This window comes from Azospirillum sp. TSO5, from assembly GCF_003116065.1.
Classification (GTDB): Bacteria; Pseudomonadota; Alphaproteobacteria; order Azospirillales; family Azospirillaceae; genus Azospirillum.
In genome coordinates, this window is record NZ_LGQY01000036.1 from 1 (window position 1) to 19,818 (window position 19,818).

Below are 19,818 nucleotides of genomic sequence, written 5' to 3' on the forward strand. Positions count from 1 at the left end.
CGCCGCGCTGTCGTTCAGCGCCCCGCCGTCGGTGGAGCGGGTTATAGGCGCCCTCCCCCAAACCACGCAAGCGCTTTTTTCGTCGCCTCCCGCATTTTTATGTTCGCTGAACCGACTGATGTTTCCATCAGAGCAGGCCGAGCGCCCGCAGTTCAGCCGCCATGTCGGCCGGCAACTCGTCCCCTGCCCCGCCCGCAGCCGAGAGATCCTGGGGGGCAGCCTCGGCGGTCAGATAACGCCAGCCCTGGAAGGGGCGATGCGGGGTCGGCACCGTCTGCACGCGGTCGGCGGCGATCTGCAGGGTGCAGTAGCTCTCCCCCTCCTCGTCGGTGGCGGTGTCGATGGCGAGGATCGGCTGGCGCACCAGGACGCTGCCCTTGATGACCCAATAGATCGAGCCGCCGGCCAACAGTTCGTCGCCGCGCTTGGGCAAGCGGCGGGTGTAGACGGGGATGCGGGTCTGGCCGTCGGCCATTACGGCGCGGCGGTCCTGCAACTCCGCCAGATGGTCGAGGTCGCGGACACCGACGGCGAGCTTGATGAGATGGAGTGGCATGGGGACGCTGAAATCTCTGACGTGAAGAACGGAACCGCGCCCAACATAGCGCGCCCCCTGACATAGTGCGCTATGCAGGATTGTCCGTCTGCCGAGACCGCCGGGCGGATCTGCCCTCAGAGCGGATCGTTGTGGTCTGACCGGTTGGTTGGCCGGGCATGGCCGATGATGGCGCTGAAGCCGAACAGCAGCAGCAGCACACCCATGACGATCTCGATGCCGCAGACCAGGCGGACCGGCCCGGACACCGGGTGAATGTCGCCATAGCCGACGGTGGCGAAGGTCACGATGGAGAAATAGATTCCCTCGGAGAAGGTCAGGTCGCGCCTGACGCCTTCGATGACGAAGTTCGGCTCCGCCATGAAGCGGTCCATGATGGTGTAGATGGCGCCGAACAGGATGATGCAGAGCGAATAGAAGGTCAGGAAAGCGAAGGCCGGCAGGACCAGACGTGCCGATTGCTGGAAGAATCCTTCGAACAGCAGGCCGGCGTCGAGCAGGAAAATGGCGATGTCGCGCGATACCAGGGCGACGATGGCGGAGATGGCCGACATGGCCAGCAGGAAGATCGCGCCGATCGTCTGGGTGTCCATGTCCTGTTCGGGCACCAGGAAGGTCAGGGCGCCGATGCCCCAGACCGGCGCCATCCACAGGAAGACGCGGTCGAAATGTCCCCCCTCCCGCAATCGCCGCGACATCACGATCCGCCGGATGTCCTCCGCCCGCCACCAGGCCCCGCCCAGGAAGGCGACCAGCGGGAGGACGAAGGCGACGCTCTGGATCAGCGGACTGATGTTGTGGAAGTTGCTTTCCAGGAAGAAGACGAAGATGCAGGCATAGACGCCGATGAAGTTGGTCAGCGCCAGCGTGAAGAACTGGCTGCCCGGGAACAGATAGTGGAAGGCGCCGATCACGAGGCCGACCGATCCCAGCAGCACGAAGGTCAGATTGCCGGACACCGACCGGATCGACAGCGCGATCAGGCCGAGTAGCAGGGCCGTCAGCAACGCCCCGCCCAGCCAGGATTTGGATGCGCCCCTGGCTCCATGAGGTCCGCCGTGAGCGCCCCCATGGCCGTTGCCGCCGGAACTGCCGGGAGGAACCGCCGGGGGCGCGCTGGTCGTCCGGGGGCGGCGGTCGGGAACGATCTGGTCCATGGGGCGGCAAACCGAAGCGGAAACAGACACCGGACCCGGTGCCCGGACGAAGGTCCTATTTCGCAGTTATAGCGGTTTGCCCACCCCGGGAGTCAGCATTTTCCGCAGCTCTACCTGAGGATTCCGCCCTCTGCCCTACCAGCCGCCGGTGGCGAGCCAGCGGTCGACCATGTCGAGGCGGTCCCAGCCCCAGAACGGTTCGCCGTCGACGATGACGAAGGGCGAGCCGAAGACGCCGCGCTCCACCGCATTATCGGTTTCGGTGCGCAGCCGATCCTTGACCGCCGGGTCGTGGATGGCGGCGGCCACCGCGGCACGGTCGATGCCGACACTGCCCAGGGTCTTCGCCGCGATCTCCGCCACCGTGTCGGCCGGGCCGATGTCCCGCCCCTCCCCGAAATGGGCGTGGAAGAGCGCATGGGCCAGCAGCTTCGCCTGTTCCGGATGCTCGTCGGTCAACCAATAGAAGGCGCGCGAGGCGGCGACGCCATTGGCCGGAGCCGAATCGGGGAAGGTGAAGGGAGCGCCGGTCAGCCGGGCGATGCGGCCGACGTCATGGGTCAGATATTCGCCGCGCAAGGGCTGCTGCAGGTTGGGCTTCATGCCCGTCACCTTGAAGATCGCCCCGAGAAGGACCGGGCGCCAGGTGACGGTGCGGCCATGCTTCGCCGCCAGTTCGTCGATGCGCAGGCTGGCGAAATAGCCGTAGGGCGAGGCGAAGTCGAAATAGAAATCGATCGGGTCCGGCACGCGCGTTTCCTCTCCGACAGGTTTTCCGGAAAGGCTAACGCGGGCGCGGGACAGCGTCCAGCAGTGCATCCGGGGGGCGCCCGGGGAAGGCGCAATTCCCGAACGGCCCGGGCATCCCGTCAGACCGTGCGCACCTTGGCGTCGAAGACGTAGCCGGCGCCGCGTTCGGTCTTGATGATGCGGGGCTCCTTCGGGTTCGCCTCGATCTTGCGACGCAGGCGCAGGATCAGCACGTCGATGGACCGGTCGAACACCTCCGCCCCGTCGACGCGGGTGAGGTCGAGCAGCTGGTCGCGGGTCAGCACCCGCTGTGGCCGCTTGACGAAGGCCGCCAGCAGGCCGAACTCCGCCTTGGTCAGTTCCACCTCGCGCCCCTCCTGCCCGCGCAGGCGCTGGGCGGTGAGGTCGAGTTCCCAATTGGCGAACTGCACGACGGCGCGCAGCTCGTCCGCGCTGCGGGCCGGGCGGGCGTCGTTGGAAACGCGGCGCAGGACCGCCTTGATGCGGGCCAGCAGTTCGCGCGGGTTGAACGGCTTGGTCAGGTAATCGTCGGCCCCCAGCTCCAGCCCGACGATACGGTCGACGTCCTGGTCCTTGGAGGAGAGGATGATGACGGGAATCTGCGATTCGGTGCGGATCTGGCGGACGAGGCCCAGCCCGTCGCCGTCGGGCAGGCGCAAATCGCAGACCACGAGATCGACAGGGTCGCCATCCAGAGCCTGCCGGGCCGATGCGGTGTCCTGCGCCGTCGTGACCCGGTAGCCCTCTCCCGCCAGATATGAGGCCAAAAGCTCCCGAATCGGCTCGTCGTCGTCGACAGCGAGAATGTGCATGCCTGTTACCTCCCCAAATCTTCTTATCTCACGCGCGAGCGGCACGCAATGCGTTACAACCCCGTAACAGCCACGGCCGATTCGCCGACCACATGAGTTGGTTGAAACCGCGTCCTGCACCGGCGACATAAAAATACCGTTGCGCGGACATTAACCAGAAACAGGCTGCGGTTTAAATCCAGACCATCGAACAGGGGACGACGCCTCGCCTTTGGGCGCCGGACCAATGCCGTGATGGGGAAGCACCGCCATGTCGAACATCGATCATTGCCTGGAGCGCCTGGCCCTGCTCGACCGCGCCGACCGTCTTCTGAACGAGGTGCGGGTCTATGGCCAGCATGGCTCGATCCGCGAAACGCTGGCGCAGCACCGGCTGCTGCTGGGCGAGGCGAGGCGCCACCTCGACTCGGCGCGCTCGGTCGGACGGCTGGGCTGAGAACCATCGACAAGACCATCATCATGTCCGGCTGCAACGCCCAGGCGGCACCGATGCCGTCCCACCGCACCCTGCCCCAGAACAGGACGGCGAGGCGCCTGCCCGCCGACGGCCATCGCCGTCCGGCGACTGAGCGGTGCGCCCATCATTCCGGGTGCGTGCCGGGTGCCGCACAGGTTGCGGCCCATAATAGTGCCCCCCTGTGGCGCACGATGATGGAACGCTGGCTGGCGGCGGCGCCCTGACCGATCCGGACTTTCGGAAGCCCTCCTGTTGCGCTCTCCCTATTCCCGCCCGATTTCGCGCCTATGTCGGCATCCGGGAGTCACAGAAACGGAGAGACCCATCATGACCCGCGCCATCCTTCTCGCCTCCACTGCCCTGCTGATGGCGGCCCCGGCGGCGTTTGCCGCGACAGGCGGGCCGGCCGGCGGGCAGCTGGCGCTGACGCGGGTCCTGCTGTCCACCGGCGGCGTCGGCTATTTCGAATATGAGGCGACGGTGAGCGGCGATGCCGACCTGTCGCTGGAAGTGCGGCGCGATCAGGTCGACGACGTGCTGAAAAGCATCGTCGTCTATGACGACAAAGGCGGCGTCGGCACCATCGCCCTGCCGGGAGCCGAACCGCTGGACACTGCCTTCCGCGAGCTGCCCTTTTCGGCCGACGACCTCACCTCCCCCGCCACATTGCTGAACGCGATGCGCGGGGCGGAGGTGACGACCGGTGGCTCCCGCCAGTTGACCGGCCGGCTGATGTCGGTGACGGAGGAGACGGTGCGGCTGCCGGGGAACGACGGCGCCACCACCACGCGCCACCGCGTAACGCTGATGACTGGCGAGGGCCTGCGCCAGTTAGTGCTGGAGGAGGCCGACGCGCTGCGCTTCACCGATCCGGCGGTGCAGTCGCAGATCGACCGGGCGCTGTCGGCGGTGGCGGAGAACGCCCGGCGCGAGCGGCGGCGGCTGACCGTCCACAGCCGGGCACCGCAGGGCCAAGAAGGCGGACAGGGGGCCGGACAGGCGGCCGGCGAGCGGCGCGTCCGGGTCGGCTTTGTCGCGGAGATGCCGCTGTGGAAGGCGACCTATCGACTCAGCCTCGGCACTGGGCCAGGGCAAAACGGGCAGGCGGATAAGGGCAGCGGTGCGCTGCAGGGCTGGGCGGTGCTGGAAAATCTCAGCGGCGAGGATTGGCGCGGAGTCGACCTGACGGTGGTGTCGGGCAACCCGGTGACCCTGCGTCAGGCGCTCTACACCCCCTATTTCGTCGAGCGGCCGGAGGTGCCGGTGGAGGTGCTCGGCCGCGTGCTGCCCAGTGCCGACGAGGGAGCGGTGACGCTGAACGACGCCCGCCCGGCGATGCGGTCGCAGTCGGAAGCCTCGCGCGCCGGGGCGCCGCCCGCCGCCGCCATGGCCGCTCCGCCGCCGATGCCCGGCGCGCCGGCTCCGGCGCCGATGGGTGACGCTCTGGCGAAGGTCGCCCCCTATGGCAGCGCCGCGGGAACGCCGGCGATGGCCGCGGTGCGCGGCGCCGAGGCCGGTGCGGCGGAGGGCGCGCAGGTGCTGTTCCATTACCCGCAGCCGGTCAGCGTGCCGAATGGCGGGACGCTGATGATGCCGATTGCCGCGAGCACCCTGCCGGTGGAGCGGGTGGCGCTCTACCAGCCCGCCGCCGACGCCCGCCATCCGCTGGCGTCCCTGCGGCTGCGCAACGACGGCGACACCGCCCTGCCGCCGGGGCTGCTGACCTTCTATGACCGGGGCGCGGCGAACAGCGCTTATGTCGGCGATGCCCGCATGGCGACCCTGCCGGCGGGCGAGAGCCGGCTGCTGTCCTTCGCCGTCGATCAGGCGGTCACCGTCGATCGGGAGGAGAAGCCGAGCCGCCGGCTGTCCCGCGCCACCATCGCCGACGGTGTGCTGACCCTGTCGGTGACCGACCGGCAGAGCATGACCTACACCGTTGCCGGCGCCCCGGACGCCGACCGCGATGTCGTGATCGAGCATCCGCGCCGTCCCGGCTGGGAGCTGGCCGAGCCGGCGCATGCTAAGCCGGAGGCGACCGCCACCGCCTACCGCCTGCCGCTGGCGGTGCCGGCCGGCAAGACGGTGACGCTGACCGCCACGCTGGAACGGCCGCGGCAGGAGCGGATCGTCCTGACCGATCTGACCGCCGACCAGATCGCCGCCCGTGCCTCCGCCCCCGAATTGCCGACGGAGGTGCGTCAGGCGCTGACCACGCTGGCCGGCCTGCGGGCCGCCGTCGCCGAAAAGGAGCGTCGCATCGCCGAGTTGGAGCGCGAGCGGGCGGAGCGCATCGCCGACCAGGACCGCCTGCGCGAGAACCTGAAGGCCCTGCCGCCGGGCAGCGACCTGCACAAGCGGACGCTGGCGAAGATGGCGGAGGCGGAGAACCGGCTGGACGCGCTGGCGCGCGACCTGACCACCGCCCGCAACGAGGCGGAAGCGGCGCGGCAGACGCTGCGGGAGCGGGTGAAGGCTTTGGCGATCTGAGGGGTGTCGGCTTCGGATGCCCCCACCCCAACCCTCCCCCGCCCAGCGGGGGAGGTTAGGTGGGGTCTAGCGCCTACAGAGTCGTCGCGCTGCAATAGGCCCAATCCTCCCCCTGCAGGCCGAAGAAGGCCGCGACCGGCTTGCCGCTGGAGCGGTCGACGACGACGCGGAAGCGGCTGCCGGTGCAGGTGCCCTGGGGCTGCTTGGCGAAGGGCAGCTTGACGTGCTTGGACTTCAGGCAAGCGTCGGACATCTTCGGCGGGTTGGCCGGGCCGTCCACCTTCTTGCCATTCAGCACCATATAATAGGTGGTGGCCTGCCCGCCCTTGACGTCGGCCTTCACCTCGATCTTGCCGAAGCGGGACTTGTAGAGGCCGGCATCCTGTTCGCCATCAGGCGCACCGCTGGGCAGCGCGCGGAAGGAGATAGCGGCGCAAGCCGGCGGGTCCTTGGCTTCCGCCGGGGCGGCAGCCAATACGGCGAAGCCGCCGGCCAGCAGAAGGGCGACAGGGACCGACAACAGACGTGCAGACAGCATGAAAGAACCCTTTCGAACCGGTTGAACCGTCACTTCGGCATCAGGCAGATGGCGGTCTGCTGCATCAGGGCGCAATCCTTTTCCGCGCCGCCGTCCAGCATCGACACCTCGACCTGGGTGATGGTCAGGGTGCGACCCGGCTTTATGACGCGGGCGCGGGCGATCATCACATCGCCCTTGGCGGGCGCCATCAGGTTGATCTTGAACTCCACCGCCAGAACTTCGGCGCCCGCCGGCATCAGGCTGTAGGCGGCATAGCCGCCGGCATTGTCGGCCAGCGTGCTGACCATGCCGGCGTGGAAGAAGCCGTGCTGCTGCGTCAGCTCGGCGCGGAACGGCAGCCGCATCTCGCAGAATCCCGGCTCGACCGCCGTCAGCTCGATGCCAAGAGTCCGGCAGATCGGCTGCTGTTCGAAGGAGGCGAGACAGCGCGCCTTCCAGTCGGGGTCGCGGGGAACGAAGGTGTCGGCCAAGGCGAAGCACTCCGGCAAGGGGTCGTTGCGGGACAGCCTGCGTCAGCCGCCCCGCCGGATCAAGCCCGGAACCCTATAGGTCAGCCGCCGATCTCAGCTGCCGATCAGGCCCATCTGCGGGCTGGACGGTTCGGCCTGGGCCCGCATCGGCATGCGGCCGGCCAGATGGGCGGCGCGGCCGGCGCTGACCGCGTCGCGCATCGCCGCCGCCATCCGCACCGGGTCGCGCGCCTTCGACACCGCCGTGTTCAGCAGCACGGCGGCGCAGCCCAGTTCCATCGCCAGCGCCGCGTCGGACGCGGTGCCGATGCCGGCGTCCAGCACCACCGGCACGGGGCTGCGGGCACAGATCGTCTCGATGGCGTGCGGGTTGCGGATGCCCATGCCCGAGCCGATGAAGGCGCCCAGCGGCATCACCGCCGCCGCGCCGAGGTCGGCCAGCTTGCGGCAGGTCACGGGGTCGTCGTTGCAGTAGGGCAGCACAACGAAGCCGTCATTGACCAGTTCCTCCGTCGCGCGCAGCAGTTCCTCGACATCGGGATAGAGCAGTTCGCGGTCGCCGATGACCTCCAGCTTGATCCAGGGCGTATCCAGCGCCTCGCGCGACAACTGGGCGGTCAGCACGGCTTCCTTGGCGGTCATGCAGCCGGCGGTGTTGGGCAGCAGCCCGACCGGGCCGGTGGGGCGCCCGGCGGTGGCGCGAGCCAGCACGTCGACGAGGCTTTCCGAATAGCCGTCCAGGCTGATGCGCCGGATCGCCAGCGTGACCAGCTCGCTGCCGCTGGCCGCCAGCGCGTCGAGCATCACCTGCTGGTTGGGATAGCCGGCGGTGCCGAGGAAGAGGCGCGAGCCGAGGCTGCGCCCGGCGATGGTGAGGGTGTCGGTTTGGAGCATGGGGAGTGCCTTTTGAAAGGCCATCTCCCGAAGCGAACTATCCGGGGAAATCCCCCTCTCCCCCCCGGGAGAGGGTCGGGGTGAGGGGGGTGCACATGCCGGATTTTCCGAGAATCCTCGCCATGCTCCCCCCTCACCCTAACCCTCTCCCCGGGGGGGGGAGAGGGGATTCTTCCCGTGTCGCGGGGCGGGAGAGGGAAATTAAGGTCAACCGCCTTGGATCGGGCGGACGATTTCCAGGCTGTCGCCGGGCTGGAGCGGGGTCTCAAGCCAGCGGCGGCGGGGGACGACGGCGCCGTTCAGGGCGACGGCGACGCCCTGCGCACCCTCGGCGATGCCGCGGCCGGCCAGAAGTTCGGCCAGGGACGCGGCGGACAACGGCTCTTCGCGGCCGTTGATGCGGAGGACGGCGCTCATGCGGCGGCTCCGGCGGCGACGAAGCGGTCGGCGGCGAAGGGGCGCAGCAGCGGGTCGGTCTCGCCGGTCAGAACCAGCCGGGCGATGCCGTCGGCGGTCACCGGGGTCAGCAGGATGCCGTTGCGGTGGTGGCCGGTGGCGTGGATCAGGCCGGGAATGCCGCTGTCGCCCAGGATCGGCGCATCGTCGCGGCTGCCGGGACGGAAGCCGGCCCAGGACTCCTCGATCGGCAGTTCGGCGATGCCGGGCAGCGCACGCCATGCCCCCTCCAGCAGGGCGAACTGCCCGCCGGCGGTCAGGCGGTCGTCGAAGCCGCGCTCCTCCGTCGTGGCGCCGATCAGCAGCCGGCCGTCCAGCCGCGGGATCAGGTAGGTGCCGGGCGTCCACACCACATGGCGCAGCAGCGGCAGACGCGCGTCCATCCGCAGGCAGATCATCTGCCCCTTCACCGGCCGCACCGGCGGCCTGGCGGCGGGCGGCAGTCCCGGCACCCCGGCCGACCAGGCCCCGGCGGCCAACACCACCCGGTCGGCCCGGTGCAGCGTTTCGGCAACCCGCACGCCCACGGCGCGCTCGCCTTCCACCGCCAGCGCCACCTCGCCGCAGCGCTCATGCAGGCGGGCGCCGGCGGCCTCGGCGGCGCGGCGCAGGGATGCTGCAACCTTGCGGTTGTCGACCTGATGGTCACCGGCACAGAACAGCGCACCGGCGACGCCCGGCTGCAGGAAAGGCTCGCACCGCCGCACCTCGGCCCCGCTCAGCCATTCCACCGGGAGGCCAAGGTCGCGCTGGAATCCGTGCAGAAAACGGACCTTGGCGGCATCGTCGGCAGTGAGCGCGATGACCATGGTGCCTTCGCTGCGCAGATCGACGGCGATGCCGCTCGCGGCTTCGAGATCGCGAGCGAAATCCGGCCACAGCGCCTGCGAGGCGCGGGTCAGCGGCAACAGCCCGTCCTCGCCCGGCTCGGTCTCGACACAGGCGGCCAGCATGCCGCCGGCGGCGTGGGTGGCGCCGCGCCCAGCCTCTCCCCGCTCGAACAGGTCGACGCGGCAGCCGGCCGACGCCAGCCTCCAGGCGATGGCAAGGCCGATGCAGCCGGCACCGATGATGGCGACGGACGGACGGATGCCGGACTCAAAATAAGAAAATGGATGCGGTTCTGGCGCATGGATCATGCGGCGGCTCCCTTCGCTGGAATTACCCAGACAGGTTCGATGGGTGTGTTCTCAGCCGCGCGACCACCGCACGGCACCCCAGGCCTATGGCTTGCCTTATGCCAATGTTTCGCTGGCCCCACAAGCGGAATCGGTTCTTCCCGCCGGCGAGGCCGCCGCCCCCATATCAAGCACCCCTTACAACAAAAACACCGATGCCAGCCCCAGGAAGGCCAGGAAGCCGACGACGTCCGTCACCGTCGTCAGGAACACGGCACTCGATACCGCCGGATCGACGCCCAGCTTCTCCAACCCCAGCGGGATCAGTGCGCCGCTCAGGCCCGCCACCACCAGATTGATGATCATGGCGAGCCCGATGACGATGCCGATCAGCGGGCCGTACCAGACCAGCGCGATCGCACCGACCATCACCGCGAAGATGCCGCCGTTGATCAACCCGACCAGCAGTTCCTTGCCCACCACGCGCAGCGCGTTGGCCGACGACAGGTCGTGCGTCGCCAGCGCGCGGACGACGACGGTCAGCGTCTGCGTGCCGGCATTGCCGCCCATCGAGGCGACGATTGGCATCAGCACCGCCAACGCCACGATCTGCTCGATGGTGCCCTCGAACAGCGAGATGACGCCGGAGGCCAAAAAGGCGGTGGCGAGGTTGATGGTCAGCCAGCCGACGCGGCTGCGGGCGATGTCGGCGATGCCGCTGAACACGCCGGTGTCACCCGACCCGCTCAGCTTGCGCAGGTCGTCCTCCGCCTCCTCGTCGATGATGCGGACGACGTCGTCGACGGTGATGACGCCGATCAGCCGGCCGGCGGCATCGACCACCGGCGCGGAGACCAGCGCATATTGGCGGAACAGGTTCGCCACCTCCGCCCGCTCCATCGTGGCGGGGATGAAGTCGACCTCGCCGGTCACCAGATCGGCGATGCGCACGGCCCGGCGCTGGCGCAGCAGCCGCGACAGCGGCACCGCCCCCACCACCCGGTGCATCGGATCGACGATGAAGATGTCGTAGAAATCCTCCGGCAACGTATCGGTCGCCGCACGGACGAAGTCGATGGTCTTGCCGACCGTCCAGAATTCCGGAACCGCGACCAGCTCGCGCTGCATCATGCGGCCGGCGCTGTCCTCGTCGTAGGTCAGGTTCTCCTGCACCAGGGCGCGTTCGGCATCGGGCAGGTTCGCCAGGATCTGCGCGCGCGTCTCGGCGTCCAGATCCTCGATCAGTTCCACCGCGTCGTCGGTGTCGAGGTCGGCGACGGCGGCGGCCAGTTCCTGCGGCTCGAACCGTTCGATCAGCGCTTCGCGCAGATCGGGGTTCAGGTAGGACAGCACCTCGCCGTCCAGCGCGGCGGGAAGCAGGTCGATCAGGTCGGCGCGTTCGGCCGGCTCCGCCTGTTCGATCAGGTCGGCGATGTCGGCGGCATGCAGCCCGTCCAGCCGCGCCAGCACGGCCTCGCGTTCACGGGCGCGCAGCAGGCCGACGATCTCTTCCACGAACTCCGGCTCGACGCCGTAGGGACGTTCGTCATCCGCCTCGGGACCGGCATGGGGGCGGCCGTGGGCGTGGGCGGCCCCGTCCGGCCGAAGATCCGGCCGCAGATCCGGCGTGTGGGGATCGGTGTGCATGCCGGCACCCTCCCTTCGACGATGCATCCCCCGCATGCCTGAGCCGGGTGGCCGGCGGCATGGTAACGGCGGGACGGCTCCGCGACATCGGACGGGACCGATGGCGCTTGGGGCCGGCGTTCGGGGTTTGCGGGTTGTGGAAGCCTTCCGGCCGGTGCCGGGAGCCGTCTGCCAAGGGACGGGACCGGTGACGGCGGAAGCGCCCCCGACATAGAGGCGCCGCCCCGGTTTGTCCAGCCCGGTTCGGCGGAAACCGGCGGGCAACGGCGGCATCGGCCGCAATTGCCACCATATCCTTGCACCGCCGCGACCCTTCATGTTCCCATGCGTCTCGCGCTGCGTCCGCGGCGGCGCGGGATGAGGATGGGGACCGAAAGCACCGATGGAGTATGCCTTCACCACCGTCGGCGGTCGCGACGGCATCCTGCTGTCCGGCCGCTGCACCTACGAGGACGGCACCCGCTTCCACGACATGTTGCGCGACTGGGACTTCGCGGCCAGCCCGGTGGTCCCGATCGACCTGCGCTTCGTCACCTTCATCGATTCCGCCGCCATCGGGATGATGTTCATCCTGGCGAACCGCTGCCGCGAGGCTGGCGGCCACATCGTCGCCAGCGGCGCCGCCCCGCACGTCATCCGCGCGCTGCGCCGCGCCACGCTGGACCGCTACATCGAGTTCCGCTGACCCGGCCACGCCCCCCGCACGGCCCGAAATCGGGGAGGGTGGCACCCCGAACCGCTCGTCCCGGTCCCGGACGGCGCCTTCCGATGCGCCGTTGACCCACCATGTCATAAAAACGCAACACTGGCCGCTCCCGTACCCCCCCCCACCTTTGGAGCGCCTGTGGAGTACCTGCATCGTCTCGACCAGTCGCTGCTGCTGTGGCTGAACCAGTTCGCGGGGCACAGCGCGGCGTTGGACATGGCGGTGCGCGGGATCGCCAACATCTATCTGATCAAGCTGGGGCTGTTCAGCGCCGCCCTGTGGTGGCTGTGGTTCCGCCGCGAGGAGACGGAGGCCGGGCGCCGGCTGGTGGTGGACGCCATCGCCGCGGTGGTGCTGGCGGTGGCGGCGTCCATCCTGATCCAGGCGGTGATGCCGGCCCGGCCGCGCCCGCTGCACGAGGCCGGCCTCTCCTTCGTCCCGCCGATCGGCCAGAGCCGCGACGCCCTGAAGAACTGGAGTTCCTTCCCCAGCGACAACGCCGCGCTTGGCTTCGCGCTGGCTGCCACCTTCCTCCGCGCCTCGCGCCCGTGGGGGTTGCTGGCCTGCCTGTGGGCGGCGCTGGTGATCGCGCTGCCGCGGGTCTATCTGGGCCTGCATTATCCGGGCGACGTCACCGGCGGCGCCCTGATCGGCATGCTCAGCGCCTTCGCCGTCGCCCGGCTGCTGCCGATGGGCGGCATCCACCGGCTGGTCGCCTGGGTGGAGGAACGCTGGCGCCCCTGGTTCTACGGCGCCGCCTTCCTGGTGATCTACGAGATGATGGTGCTGTTCGAAGATGTCCGCCGCGCCGCCGGGGGTGCGTCCAAGCTGCTGCACGCGCTGGCGGGGTAAGCCCCGGATACCGAAGCCCGGATACGAAAAAGCCCGCTCGGTCTTGCGACCAGCGGGCCTTTCGGTGTTCCCGTATCCCCGGGATGGTCCCATCTGCATGGGAGAGTGGTGCGGTCGAGAAGACTCGAACTTCCACGGGTTGCCCCACAGCGACCTCAACGCTGCGCGTCTACCAATTCCGCCACGACCGCATCAGGCTGGTAGTCCCCGACGCTCGCTCGCGCGCCTCATCGGGTGGAGCGGGTAGATATCAGCTTCCCGATGGCCGATCAAGCGTTACAATCATCGTCTGCGAAGAAAAATTCGGGACGGCCTTCCGGCCGCTCCGCCCACACCGCCCGCCGACGCCATCAGAGACCAGATCGAATGACCTCCCCGACCAGCCTGTCCGCCAGTCAGCCCGATACGTCCGTCCCGCAGCAGATCGAGTGGCGCATCTCCGACCAGCCGGTGCCCTACCCCGACGCCATCGCCGAGATGGAGGCGCGCGTCGAGGCGATCCGCGCCGGCACCGCGCCGGAACTGGTCTGGCTGCTGGAGCATCCGCCGCTCTACACCGCCGGCACCAGCGCGCGCGACGAGGATCTGCTGGAGGCCGACCGCTTCCCGGTCTACCGCAGCGGGCGCGGCGGCCAGTACACCTATCATGGGCCGGGACAGCGCGTGGCCTACGTCATGCTGGACCTGAAGAAGCGCGGTGCCGACATCCGCGGCTTCGTCCGCGATCTGGAGGAATGGATCATCCGCACGCTCGCCGCCTTCAACATCAGGGGCGAGCGGCGGGAGGGCCGCGTCGGCATCTGGGTCGACAAGCAGCCCTATGGCGGGCTGAAGGGCCAGGAGGACAAGATCGCCGCCATCGGCGTCCGCGTGCGCCGCTGGGTCAGCTTCCACGGCATCGCCCTGAACGTGGAGCCGGACCTGTCCCATTTCGGCGGCATCGTCCCCTGCGGCATCGCCGAGCATGGCGTCACCTCCATCGTCGCTCTCGGCCAGCTGGTGACGATGGAGGACGTCGATTCCGCCCTGATCGCGGCATGGCCGGAGGTGTTCGGCGGCCCGATGCGGGGCGAGGAGGACGGCGACGGGGACGCCTAGTACTTCTTGAACCCGCCGGCGGCCGGGGTGCCCGCCTGGGTGCCGGCGGGGTTCACGCGCGGGTCTTGGTTATCCATCGACTGCACGGTGCAGCCGGTCGAATCGCCATTGCGGAACAGGTAGATCTTCTTGCGGTCGGCCTTCTTGCCGGGATCGTGCAGGTTCAGCCCATGGCCGAAGGCGACGCCCAGCACCTCGCCCTTGTAATAGGCGCGGAAGCGCATCGGCTCGATCTCGTTGAAGCGCAGGGCAGCGCAGTCCTTGCTCAGTTCCTTCTCGAACTTGCCGGCCTTGCGCCAGTCCTCCTTGGAGCGGATCGTCATCCATTGCGACGGCAGCGCGTATTGCACTATCGGCGGCGCGATCGGCAGGCTGGCCCCCGGCTGCGGCGGCGCCATGTGGCCCTGCTCCGTCCGCTCCAGCGCACCGGCCAGCGCCGGGGCGGCCCCCAGCAGCGTCAGCCCGCACAGCCAGAGGGCTGCCTTGACGGGCGCATCAAATCCGGACATCGAACCCACGCTCCTTGACCTCGCCGACCGGTTTCTCCTTGGCCGGCATTTGAATGGATGGCGCGGCAGTGGCCACCTCCCCCAGCCGTCCGGAGAGTGACAGCGACAGGTTCAGCGCTCCGCCTTCCTCCGGCGCACCCAGCGGCTGCAACGTCACCGTGCCTTCCAGCCCCTGCGGCGGCCCGGACATCGCCCCGCTCAGCGCCGCCATGACGCGGCCGAGATCGTCGATGGCGACCCGATCGGTCTCGACCGTCAGCCCCTTGCCGGGACGGATGGCGGAGCGGAGGGCGCCGAGCATGGCGGCCAGCCCCTCGCCCTTCTCCTCGGCCGGCACCCGCGCCACAACCAGAGCCGCATCGGCCAGCCTGACATCCACATGCCCATCTGCCAGGGCAAGGCCGACCCCCCGCAGATCCACCGCCACATCCCGCCCGGCGTCCTCGCCCAGAGGCCGCAGCTCGCCGGCCGGTCCGTCCAGCGCCAAGACGGCGGCCCGGCGCTCCGCCTCGCCAAAGCGGGCGACGAGCGCGGTTTCAGCGGTGGCGGCATCGCTCCCATCCATGCCGAAGGCGGCCAGCAGCCGCCCCAGATCACGCGCCAGCGCCTGGATCGCCGGCCCCAGCCAGTCGGCAAGGTCGGCAGCCTGCGGTTCGGACGGCCGCGCCGGCGCATCCTGCACCGCCTCCGGCCCCAGGCTGAGGCGAACGGCCGGGTCGCCGCGTCCCGGCGCGGCAGGAGCCTTTGGCGGCGGCGCAGACACGGTCGCGCGGACAGCCTTGCCCTTCGCCTCCGCCGCTTTGGCGAAGACTCCAGTGAGCATGGCCTTCATGCCGGCCACATCCGGTTTCCTGGCGGTCATCCGGCTACCATCCCCAAAACCACTGAGGGGCCAGCATGGCGCCGTCATGGTTAGCGGAACGCTAATGCGGGACCTAGACCGTCGGCCGCTGCTCGAACCCCACCATTCCGGGGTCCTGCTCCGGTTCGGACACCACGTCGCGGACGATGGCCGACGGCGGGCCGCGGCGGCAGGCGTCCAGCATGCGGTCGACGGCATCGGCGGGGCCGGCGAACAGAGCCTCCACCGTGCCGTCACTGCGGTTGCGCACCCAGCCGGTCAGGCCGAGCCTGTCTGCCTGATCGACGGTCCAGCCGCGATACCACACCCCCTGCACCTTGCCCTGGATGCGGACGCGCACCGCCTTCCGGCCGACAGCGCTCATGCCGCGCCACCCTTCGCGGCGGTGCTCCGTTTGCCCTGTTCCTCGTCCAGCAGGGCCTTGCGGGATAGCTTTCCGATCATGGTCTTGGGCAGCTCCTGGCGGAATTCCACGACTTTCGGCATCTCGATGGGCGACAGCTTGTCCTTCAGGAAGGCGTGCAGCTCCTCGGCGGTCAGGCTCTGTCCATCGTCCAGCCGGACATAGGCCTTCACCGTCTGGCCGCGATACTCGTCCGGCAAACCGGCCACCACGCATTCGGCGACCGCCGGGTGCAGGTAGATCGCCTCCTCCACATTGCGGGGATAGACGTTGAAGCCGCTGCACAGGATCATGTCCTTGATGCGGTCGACGATGGTGGTGTAGCCGTCCTCGTCCATCACCCCGACATCGCCGGTGTGCAGCCGGCCGTCGATCAGCGTCTGCGCCGTCTCGGCCGGGCGGCGCCAATAGCCCTTCATCACCTGCGGCCCGCGGATGCAGACTTCGCCCTTCTCGCCCGGCGGAAGGACGCGGCGCGGTTCCTCCAGGCTGACGATCTCGACGATGGTGCCGGGCAGCGGCAGGCCGATGGAGCCCTTCTTGTCCGAATGCAGCACCGCCGGATTGACGGTGGCGACGGGCGAGCATTCCGACAGGCCATAGCCCTCCACCAGCGTACAGCCGGTCGTGCGCTCGAACGCCTCCTTCACCTCCAGCGGCAGCGGCGCCCCACCCGACATGCAGAAGCGGATCGAGGAAAGATCGAACTTCTCCAAGTGTTTATGGTGGTTGATCGCGGTGTAGATGGTCGGCACGGCGGGGAACAGGGTGATCCGCTCCGTCTGAAGGGTGCGCATCACCTGCTCCAGCTCGAAGCGCGGCAGCAGGACGATCTCCGCCCCCAGATGCAGGCCGAAATTCATCACCGCGGTCATGGCGAAGACATGGAACAGCGGCAGCACGCCCAGCATGCGCTCCTGCCCATCGTCACGTCCTTCGCCCGGCTTGCGCTCCTTCGCCGCGTACCATGTCGCGCACTGGATGGTGTTGGCGTAGAGGTTGGCGTGGGTCAGCATCGCGCCCTTCGGCACGCCGGTGGTGCCGCCGGTGTATTGCAGCACCGCGACATCCTCCTGCGCGTCGATGGCGACCGGCGTCGGCCGGCCGTCGTTGGCGATCAACTGGGCGAAAGGGATGTGGCGGTCGTCGCGCGGGATCGCCGCGATCTCCGCCCGCTTGGCGATGGGGAACAGCCAGTTCTTCGGAAAGGGCAGGATGTCGGCCATGCGGCAGATCACCAGCCGCTTCAGCCCAGTCTCCTCCAGCATCCGCGCCATCTTGCCGTAGAGCAGCTTGAGGTCCAGCGTGACCATCAGGTCGATGTCGCTGTCGCCGATCTGGTGGATCAGTTCGCGCTCGGCATAGAGCGGGTTGAAGTTCACCACCGTGCCGCCGGCCTTCAGGATGGCAAAGAAGGCGATCACGTAATAGGGCGTGTTGGGCAGGAACAGCCCGACCCGCGTGCCCTTCCCCACCCCGATCGCCTGGAAGCCGCGGGCGGCGCGGTCGACCAGCCGCCCCAGTTCGCGATAGCTGGTGCTCTTGCCCAGGAAGTTCAGGCAGGGCTTGTCGCCATGGCGGGCGACGGCGCCCTCCAACAGCTCGGTCAGCGGCCGGGCCGGGATGGGCATCGCCCAATCCACCGTCGGCGGGTAAGAGGCCAGCCATGGATAATCGGGCAGCTTGCGGGCGGCATCTCCCATCGCGCGGTTCCTCCCCTGAGTTCCTGGTCCCGGTGGCCGGTTTCGCCCGGCACCGCCGCCGCCCCGAGTCTACGCCGGGAAGCGGGGGATTATCCCCTGGAGAGGAGATGGGATCGCCGCCATCCTGAACAAGCAGGAGCTGTGTTGCCTGCCGCCCTATCGCACGCCGCGCAGCCGGTGCAGCACCTCCACCGCCATCCATTCGGCAAGGTTTCCGTCCTCGCCATCCAAAAAGACGGCGACGGAGACCGGAACCGGCCCCGGCGCATGGAAGGCGGCCGGCGTGACCCCCGGCCCGCCGCCGGTGTGGCCCCAATAGGGTCCGGCCACCGGGTCCAGCTCCACCATCATGCCGAGCCCATAGGACGGCTCGACCCAGGGCCGCCCGCCCATCGGCCCGCCAACCGGCAGCCCATCCCGCATCCGCCGCAGCAGCGCGTCCGGCAGATAGTCCTCGGTCAGGCCATGGACAAAGCGGCAGGCATCCGCCGCCGTCATCGCCACCACCCCATGCGACACCCAGCCGGGATGATAGACCTCCTCCACCGGAGCCCCGCCGAAGCTCGGGCTCGGACCGAAGAACAGCCCGGCGAGGTCGGAGCGGTCGCGCAGAAGCGACGCGCTGGACAGGCCGAGCGGGCCGAAGACCTCGCGCGCCAGCAGCTCCGCCAGCGGGGCGCCGCCCGCCCGCTCCAGCAGCCGGCCGATCAGCAGATAGCCGATGTTGGAATAGGCGAAGCTGCCGACCGGCACCCCCTCCACCCCGCAACGGGCGAGGAACTCGTCACCGCCCCAGGGCTCCGTGCCGGCGGCGACGGCGGCATGGTAATCGGCCCGGCCGCCATAATCGGGCAGTCCGGCGCGGTGGGTCAGGATCTGCGCCACGCTGACCGACACCGGCCGCCCGGCCAGTTCCGGCAGCCAGCGCTCCGCCGGCCCATCGAGATCGACCACGCCGCGCGCGGCCAGCCGCAGCACGGCAGCGGCGAGGATCGTCTTGGTCAGGCTGTAGACCAGGGCGCGCCGGTCGGCCGGATCGGCCGCCGCCGCTCCGCTCACGGGCTTCCGCCGCAGCACCAGCGTACGGATCGGCTCCGCATCGGCCCCCCGGCCGCGGAGAAAGGCGACGACGGCAGTCCCGGCCGGGGCGGGGCTCGCGCTCTCCTCCCCCAGCAGATCGGTCAGGGCAGCGGCCAGCAAGTCCGGTTCGGTATCCGCACCCGCCAAATTATTCTTGTTCTTGTCCATCACTCGCCCACTCCCGCTACCCGTCCTGTTTGTCACCACAGATAAGAAGGCACCCACAAGGCAAAGGAAAATCGGGTCCGCTCCTACTGGGGCGCCCCGCAGGTGGGCCGTTAACCACAACTGTCGGCTGTCACCCGCCGCCGACCTGCTGTATCCTTATGAAACCGCCCCCGTGGAGGGCCGCGCCATGCCCGTGATGGACGCCGACCAGCGCCGGAAACTGGAAGACCAGCTGCTTCGCAAGGCGGAGGAAGCGATACGGACCCTGCGCCGGGAGGCGGAGACCGGCGACCCCGCCCGTGTCGATTCGCTGGCGGAAGCAATGGCCGGGCTGCTGAAGACCCGGGAATTCCCCAGCCTGCGCGCCGCCGAGTTCCGCGAGCTGACCCGCGCCGTCCAGCGCGGCGCCTATCAGCGCAGCGTCGATTCGCTGCTGATCCAGGCCGAACGCTGCGGCCATCGCGGCGACGAGAAGGGACGCAACGCGCTGCTGACCCAGGCCAAGGACCATTTCGCCAAGGCCCTGCGTTTCGGCGCCGACGACGAGTTCCGCCACGGCGTCGAACGGCGCGTGCAGGCGACGCTGATGACCAGCAAGGACGGGGTGGACGACCGCACCAAGCAGGCGGCCAAGCACAAGCTGGACCAGCACGATGTCGGCGCCAAGCCGCCCAACGGCATCGAGCGCCGCCGCGCCATCCGCTACATGGACCCGGTCCTGGCAGTGGAGGCGGAGGGGCGGCGCTGCACGACGATCAACTGGTCGACCCGCGGCCTGCTGGTCGATCTGCCGCCGGAGGAATTCGCCCATGCCGTCGGCGGCAAGCTGCGGCTGGAGCTGTATTGCCCGGAGATACCGGAGACCATCGGTCCCGATAAGACCAGCCATCGCGTCGGCGGCCGGCAGATCGCCCATGTGGTGCGCCTCGACCCCGACCGCCGCGCGGTGGCCCTGTCCTTCCCCGACATCAGCACCGTGATGCTGGACCTGATACACGCCATGAAGGAGACCGGCATCAAACCCGAACCGGAGCGCTGACCGCGCTGCACCGCGCCCTCAACCACCGC

Annotated in this window: 22 protein-coding genes, 1 tRNA gene and 1 riboswitch; of the genes, 7 read left to right on the forward strand and 16 right to left on the reverse strand. The window is 69.2% G+C overall.

The annotated features are described in order from the left end of the window. Positions 1 to 127: 127 nt before the first annotated feature. The 4 genes from TSO5_RS11095 to TSO5_RS11110 all read right to left on the reverse strand — a co-directional run bounded on the left by TSO5_RS11095 (position 128) and on the right by TSO5_RS11110 (position 3,296). Positions 128 to 556, reverse strand: coding sequence for a DUF1489 domain-containing protein (locus TSO5_RS11095; protein ID WP_109151643.1), 429 nt, complete (start codon positions 554 to 556; stop codon positions 128 to 130). A gap of 116 nt (positions 557 to 672) precedes the next feature. After that, the gene (locus TSO5_RS11100) at positions 673 to 1,713 is read right to left on the reverse strand and encodes a potassium channel family protein (protein ID WP_109151644.1); all 1,041 of its coding nucleotides are present in this window, start codon (positions 1,711 to 1,713) and stop codon (positions 673 to 675) included. 135 nt (positions 1,714 to 1,848) lie between these two features. Beyond that, a complete protein-coding gene (locus TSO5_RS11105) occupies positions 1,849 to 2,463 on the reverse strand; it encodes a 2-hydroxychromene-2-carboxylate isomerase (RefSeq protein ID WP_109151645.1) in 615 nt (204 codons plus the stop codon). A 119-nt stretch (positions 2,464 to 2,582) separates the two neighbouring features. Next, the gene (locus TSO5_RS11110) at positions 2,583 to 3,296 is read right to left on the reverse strand and encodes a response regulator transcription factor (RefSeq protein ID WP_085087905.1); all 714 of its coding nucleotides are present in this window, start codon (positions 3,294 to 3,296) and stop codon (positions 2,583 to 2,585) included. A 250-nt stretch (positions 3,297 to 3,546) separates the two neighbouring features. On the opposite strand from TSO5_RS11110, the gene TSO5_RS11115 reads away from it, so the two are divergent. The 3 genes from TSO5_RS11115 (at position 3,547) to TSO5_RS11120 (ending at position 6,243) form a co-directional block, all read left to right on the forward strand. After that, positions 3,547 to 3,732, forward strand: a complete 186-nt coding sequence (locus tag TSO5_RS11115; protein WP_109151646.1) for a hypothetical protein — start codon at positions 3,547 to 3,549, stop codon at positions 3,730 to 3,732. Positions 3,733 to 3,755: 23 nt separating this feature from the next. Further along, a complete protein-coding gene (locus tag TSO5_RS32185) occupies positions 3,756 to 3,977 on the forward strand; it encodes a hypothetical protein (protein WP_146203725.1) in 222 nt (73 codons plus the stop codon). A gap of 103 nt (positions 3,978 to 4,080) precedes the next feature. Continuing rightward, a complete protein-coding gene (locus TSO5_RS11120) occupies positions 4,081 to 6,243 on the forward strand; it encodes a hypothetical protein (RefSeq protein ID WP_109151647.1) in 2,163 nt (720 codons plus the stop codon). Between the two features lie 73 nt (positions 6,244 to 6,316). Here the strand turns inward: TSO5_RS11120 and TSO5_RS11125 are convergent, their stop codons facing one another. The 6 genes from TSO5_RS11125 to mgtE all read right to left on the reverse strand — a co-directional run bounded on the left by TSO5_RS11125 (position 6,317) and on the right by mgtE (position 11,369). Further along, positions 6,317 to 6,781: a hypothetical protein gene (locus TSO5_RS11125; protein ID WP_247870699.1), complete on the reverse strand. Its 465-nt coding sequence runs from the start codon at positions 6,779 to 6,781 to the stop codon at positions 6,317 to 6,319. A 29-nt stretch (positions 6,782 to 6,810) separates the two neighbouring features. Then, positions 6,811 to 7,254 carry a PaaI family thioesterase gene (locus TSO5_RS11130; protein WP_109151649.1) on the reverse strand — a complete coding sequence of 148 codons (444 nt, stop codon included), beginning with the start codon at positions 7,252 to 7,254 and terminating at the stop codon, positions 6,811 to 6,813. Positions 7,255 to 7,347: 93 nt separating this feature from the next. Beyond that, positions 7,348 to 8,148 carry a thiazole synthase gene (locus tag TSO5_RS11135; RefSeq protein ID WP_109151650.1) on the reverse strand — a complete coding sequence of 267 codons (801 nt, stop codon included), beginning with the start codon at positions 8,146 to 8,148 and terminating at the stop codon, positions 7,348 to 7,350. A 207-nt stretch (positions 8,149 to 8,355) separates the two neighbouring features. Further along, positions 8,356 to 8,565 (reverse strand): sulfur carrier protein ThiS, encoded by a 210-nt coding sequence (thiS, locus tag TSO5_RS11145; protein ID WP_109151652.1) that lies wholly within the window; start codon positions 8,563 to 8,565, stop codon positions 8,356 to 8,358. After that, the gene (thiO, locus tag TSO5_RS11150; RefSeq protein WP_109151679.1) at positions 8,562 to 9,743 is read right to left on the reverse strand and encodes a glycine oxidase ThiO; all 1,182 of its coding nucleotides are present in this window, start codon (positions 9,741 to 9,743) and stop codon (positions 8,562 to 8,564) included. Before thiO ends, thiS begins: the two co-directional genes overlap by 4 nt. Beyond that, a riboswitch (TPP riboswitch) is annotated at positions 9,735 to 9,834 on the reverse strand. (Overlaps the previous gene by 9 nt.) A gap of 86 nt (positions 9,835 to 9,920) precedes the next feature. Further along, positions 9,921 to 11,369, reverse strand: a complete 1,449-nt coding sequence (gene mgtE, locus TSO5_RS11155) for a magnesium transporter (protein ID WP_109151653.1) — start codon at positions 11,367 to 11,369, stop codon at positions 9,921 to 9,923. A 382-nt stretch (positions 11,370 to 11,751) separates the two neighbouring features. Here mgtE and TSO5_RS11160 point away from each other — a divergent pair, with 382 nt between their 5' ends. Together TSO5_RS11160 and TSO5_RS11165 are read left to right on the forward strand one after the other, a co-directional pair. After that, positions 11,752 to 12,054, forward strand: coding sequence for an STAS domain-containing protein (locus TSO5_RS11160; RefSeq protein WP_109151654.1), 303 nt, complete (start codon positions 11,752 to 11,754; stop codon positions 12,052 to 12,054). Between the two features lie 159 nt (positions 12,055 to 12,213). Continuing rightward, positions 12,214 to 12,927 (forward strand): phosphatase PAP2 family protein, encoded by a 714-nt coding sequence (locus TSO5_RS11165; protein WP_158282401.1) that lies wholly within the window; start codon positions 12,214 to 12,216, stop codon positions 12,925 to 12,927. 106 nt (positions 12,928 to 13,033) lie between these two features. Here the strand turns inward: TSO5_RS11165 and TSO5_RS11170 are convergent. Further along, positions 13,034 to 13,118 (reverse strand) — tRNA-Leu (locus tag TSO5_RS11170). 175 nt (positions 13,119 to 13,293) lie between these two features. Here TSO5_RS11170 and lipB point away from each other — a divergent pair. Next, positions 13,294 to 14,025: a lipoyl(octanoyl) transferase LipB gene (gene lipB, locus TSO5_RS11175; protein WP_109151656.1), complete on the forward strand. Its 732-nt coding sequence runs from the start codon at positions 13,294 to 13,296 to the stop codon at positions 14,023 to 14,025. Here the strand turns inward: lipB and TSO5_RS11180 are convergent. From TSO5_RS11180 to TSO5_RS11200, 5 genes are all read right to left on the reverse strand, one after another. Beyond that, positions 14,022 to 14,534 (reverse strand): hypothetical protein, encoded by a 513-nt coding sequence (locus tag TSO5_RS11180; RefSeq protein WP_109151657.1) that lies wholly within the window; start codon positions 14,532 to 14,534, stop codon positions 14,022 to 14,024. The genes lipB and TSO5_RS11180 overlap by 4 nt on opposite strands. After that, positions 14,521 to 15,396 (reverse strand): hypothetical protein, encoded by an 876-nt coding sequence (locus TSO5_RS11185; RefSeq protein WP_109151658.1) that lies wholly within the window; start codon positions 15,394 to 15,396, stop codon positions 14,521 to 14,523. Before TSO5_RS11185 ends, TSO5_RS11180 begins: the two co-directional genes overlap by 14 nt. A gap of 73 nt (positions 15,397 to 15,469) precedes the next feature. After that, the gene (locus TSO5_RS11190; protein ID WP_109151659.1) at positions 15,470 to 15,760 is read right to left on the reverse strand and encodes an acylphosphatase; all 291 of its coding nucleotides are present in this window, start codon (positions 15,758 to 15,760) and stop codon (positions 15,470 to 15,472) included. Further along, positions 15,757 to 17,502: a long-chain fatty acid--CoA ligase gene (locus TSO5_RS11195; protein WP_109151660.1), complete on the reverse strand. Its 1,746-nt coding sequence runs from the start codon at positions 17,500 to 17,502 to the stop codon at positions 15,757 to 15,759. Before TSO5_RS11195 ends, TSO5_RS11190 begins: the two co-directional genes overlap by 4 nt. Positions 17,503 to 17,658: 156 nt before the next feature. Continuing rightward, a complete protein-coding gene (locus TSO5_RS11200) occupies positions 17,659 to 18,750 on the reverse strand; it encodes a serine hydrolase domain-containing protein (RefSeq protein ID WP_109151661.1) in 1,092 nt (363 codons plus the stop codon). A 187-nt stretch (positions 18,751 to 18,937) separates the two neighbouring features. On the opposite strand from TSO5_RS11200, the gene TSO5_RS11205 reads away from it, so the two are divergent. After that, positions 18,938 to 19,789 carry a PilZ domain-containing protein gene (locus TSO5_RS11205; protein WP_109151662.1) on the forward strand — a complete coding sequence of 284 codons (852 nt, stop codon included), beginning with the start codon at positions 18,938 to 18,940 and terminating at the stop codon, positions 19,787 to 19,789. Positions 19,790 to 19,818: the final 29 nt, after the last annotated feature.

What these genes read in the sequence shown, in the direction of transcription:
- TSO5_RS11095 (WP_109151643.1), bottom strand. Translation starts at nt 556, where the DNA reads ATGCCACTCCATCTCATCAAGCTCGCCGTCGGTGTCCGCGACCTCGAC.
- TSO5_RS11100 (WP_109151644.1), bottom strand. Translation starts at nt 1,713, where the DNA reads ATGGACCAGATCGTTCCCGACCGCCGCCCCCGGACGACCAGCGCGCCC.
- TSO5_RS11110 (WP_085087905.1), bottom strand. Translation starts at nt 3,296, where the DNA reads ATGCACATTCTCGCTGTCGACGACGACGAGCCGATTCGGGAGCTTTTG.
- TSO5_RS11115 (WP_109151646.1), top strand. Translation starts at nt 3,547, where the DNA reads ATGTCGAACATCGATCATTGCCTGGAGCGCCTGGCCCTGCTCGACCGC.
- TSO5_RS32185 (WP_146203725.1), top strand. Translation starts at nt 3,756, where the DNA reads ATGTCCGGCTGCAACGCCCAGGCGGCACCGATGCCGTCCCACCGCACC.
- TSO5_RS11120 (WP_109151647.1), top strand. Translation starts at nt 4,081, where the DNA reads ATGACCCGCGCCATCCTTCTCGCCTCCACTGCCCTGCTGATGGCGGCC.
- TSO5_RS11125 (WP_247870699.1), bottom strand. Translation starts at nt 6,781, where the DNA reads ATGCTGTCTGCACGTCTGTTGTCGGTCCCTGTCGCCCTTCTGCTGGCC.
- TSO5_RS11135 (WP_109151650.1), bottom strand. Translation starts at nt 8,148, where the DNA reads ATGCTCCAAACCGACACCCTCACCATCGCCGGGCGCAGCCTCGGCTCG.
- thiS (WP_109151652.1), bottom strand. Translation starts at nt 8,565, where the DNA reads ATGAGCGCCGTCCTCCGCATCAACGGCCGCGAAGAGCCGTTGTCCGCC.
- thiO (WP_109151679.1), bottom strand. Translation starts at nt 9,743, where the DNA reads ATGATCCATGCGCCAGAACCGCATCCATTTTCTTATTTTGAGTCCGGC.
- mgtE (WP_109151653.1), bottom strand. Translation starts at nt 11,369, where the DNA reads ATGCACACCGATCCCCACACGCCGGATCTGCGGCCGGATCTTCGGCCG.
- TSO5_RS11160 (WP_109151654.1), top strand. Translation starts at nt 11,752, where the DNA reads ATGGAGTATGCCTTCACCACCGTCGGCGGTCGCGACGGCATCCTGCTG.
- lipB (WP_109151656.1), top strand. Translation starts at nt 13,294, where the DNA reads ATGACCTCCCCGACCAGCCTGTCCGCCAGTCAGCCCGATACGTCCGTC.
- TSO5_RS11180 (WP_109151657.1), bottom strand. Translation starts at nt 14,534, where the DNA reads ATGTCCGGATTTGATGCGCCCGTCAAGGCAGCCCTCTGGCTGTGCGGG.
- TSO5_RS11185 (WP_109151658.1), bottom strand. Translation starts at nt 15,396, where the DNA reads ATGACCGCCAGGAAACCGGATGTGGCCGGCATGAAGGCCATGCTCACT.
- TSO5_RS11190 (WP_109151659.1), bottom strand. Translation starts at nt 15,760, where the DNA reads ATGAGCGCTGTCGGCCGGAAGGCGGTGCGCGTCCGCATCCAGGGCAAG.
- TSO5_RS11195 (WP_109151660.1), bottom strand. Translation starts at nt 17,502, where the DNA reads ATGGGAGATGCCGCCCGCAAGCTGCCCGATTATCCATGGCTGGCCTCT.
- TSO5_RS11200 (WP_109151661.1), bottom strand. Translation starts at nt 18,750, where the DNA reads ATGGACAAGAACAAGAATAATTTGGCGGGTGCGGATACCGAACCGGAC.
- TSO5_RS11205 (WP_109151662.1), top strand. Translation starts at nt 18,938, where the DNA reads ATGCCCGTGATGGACGCCGACCAGCGCCGGAAACTGGAAGACCAGCTG.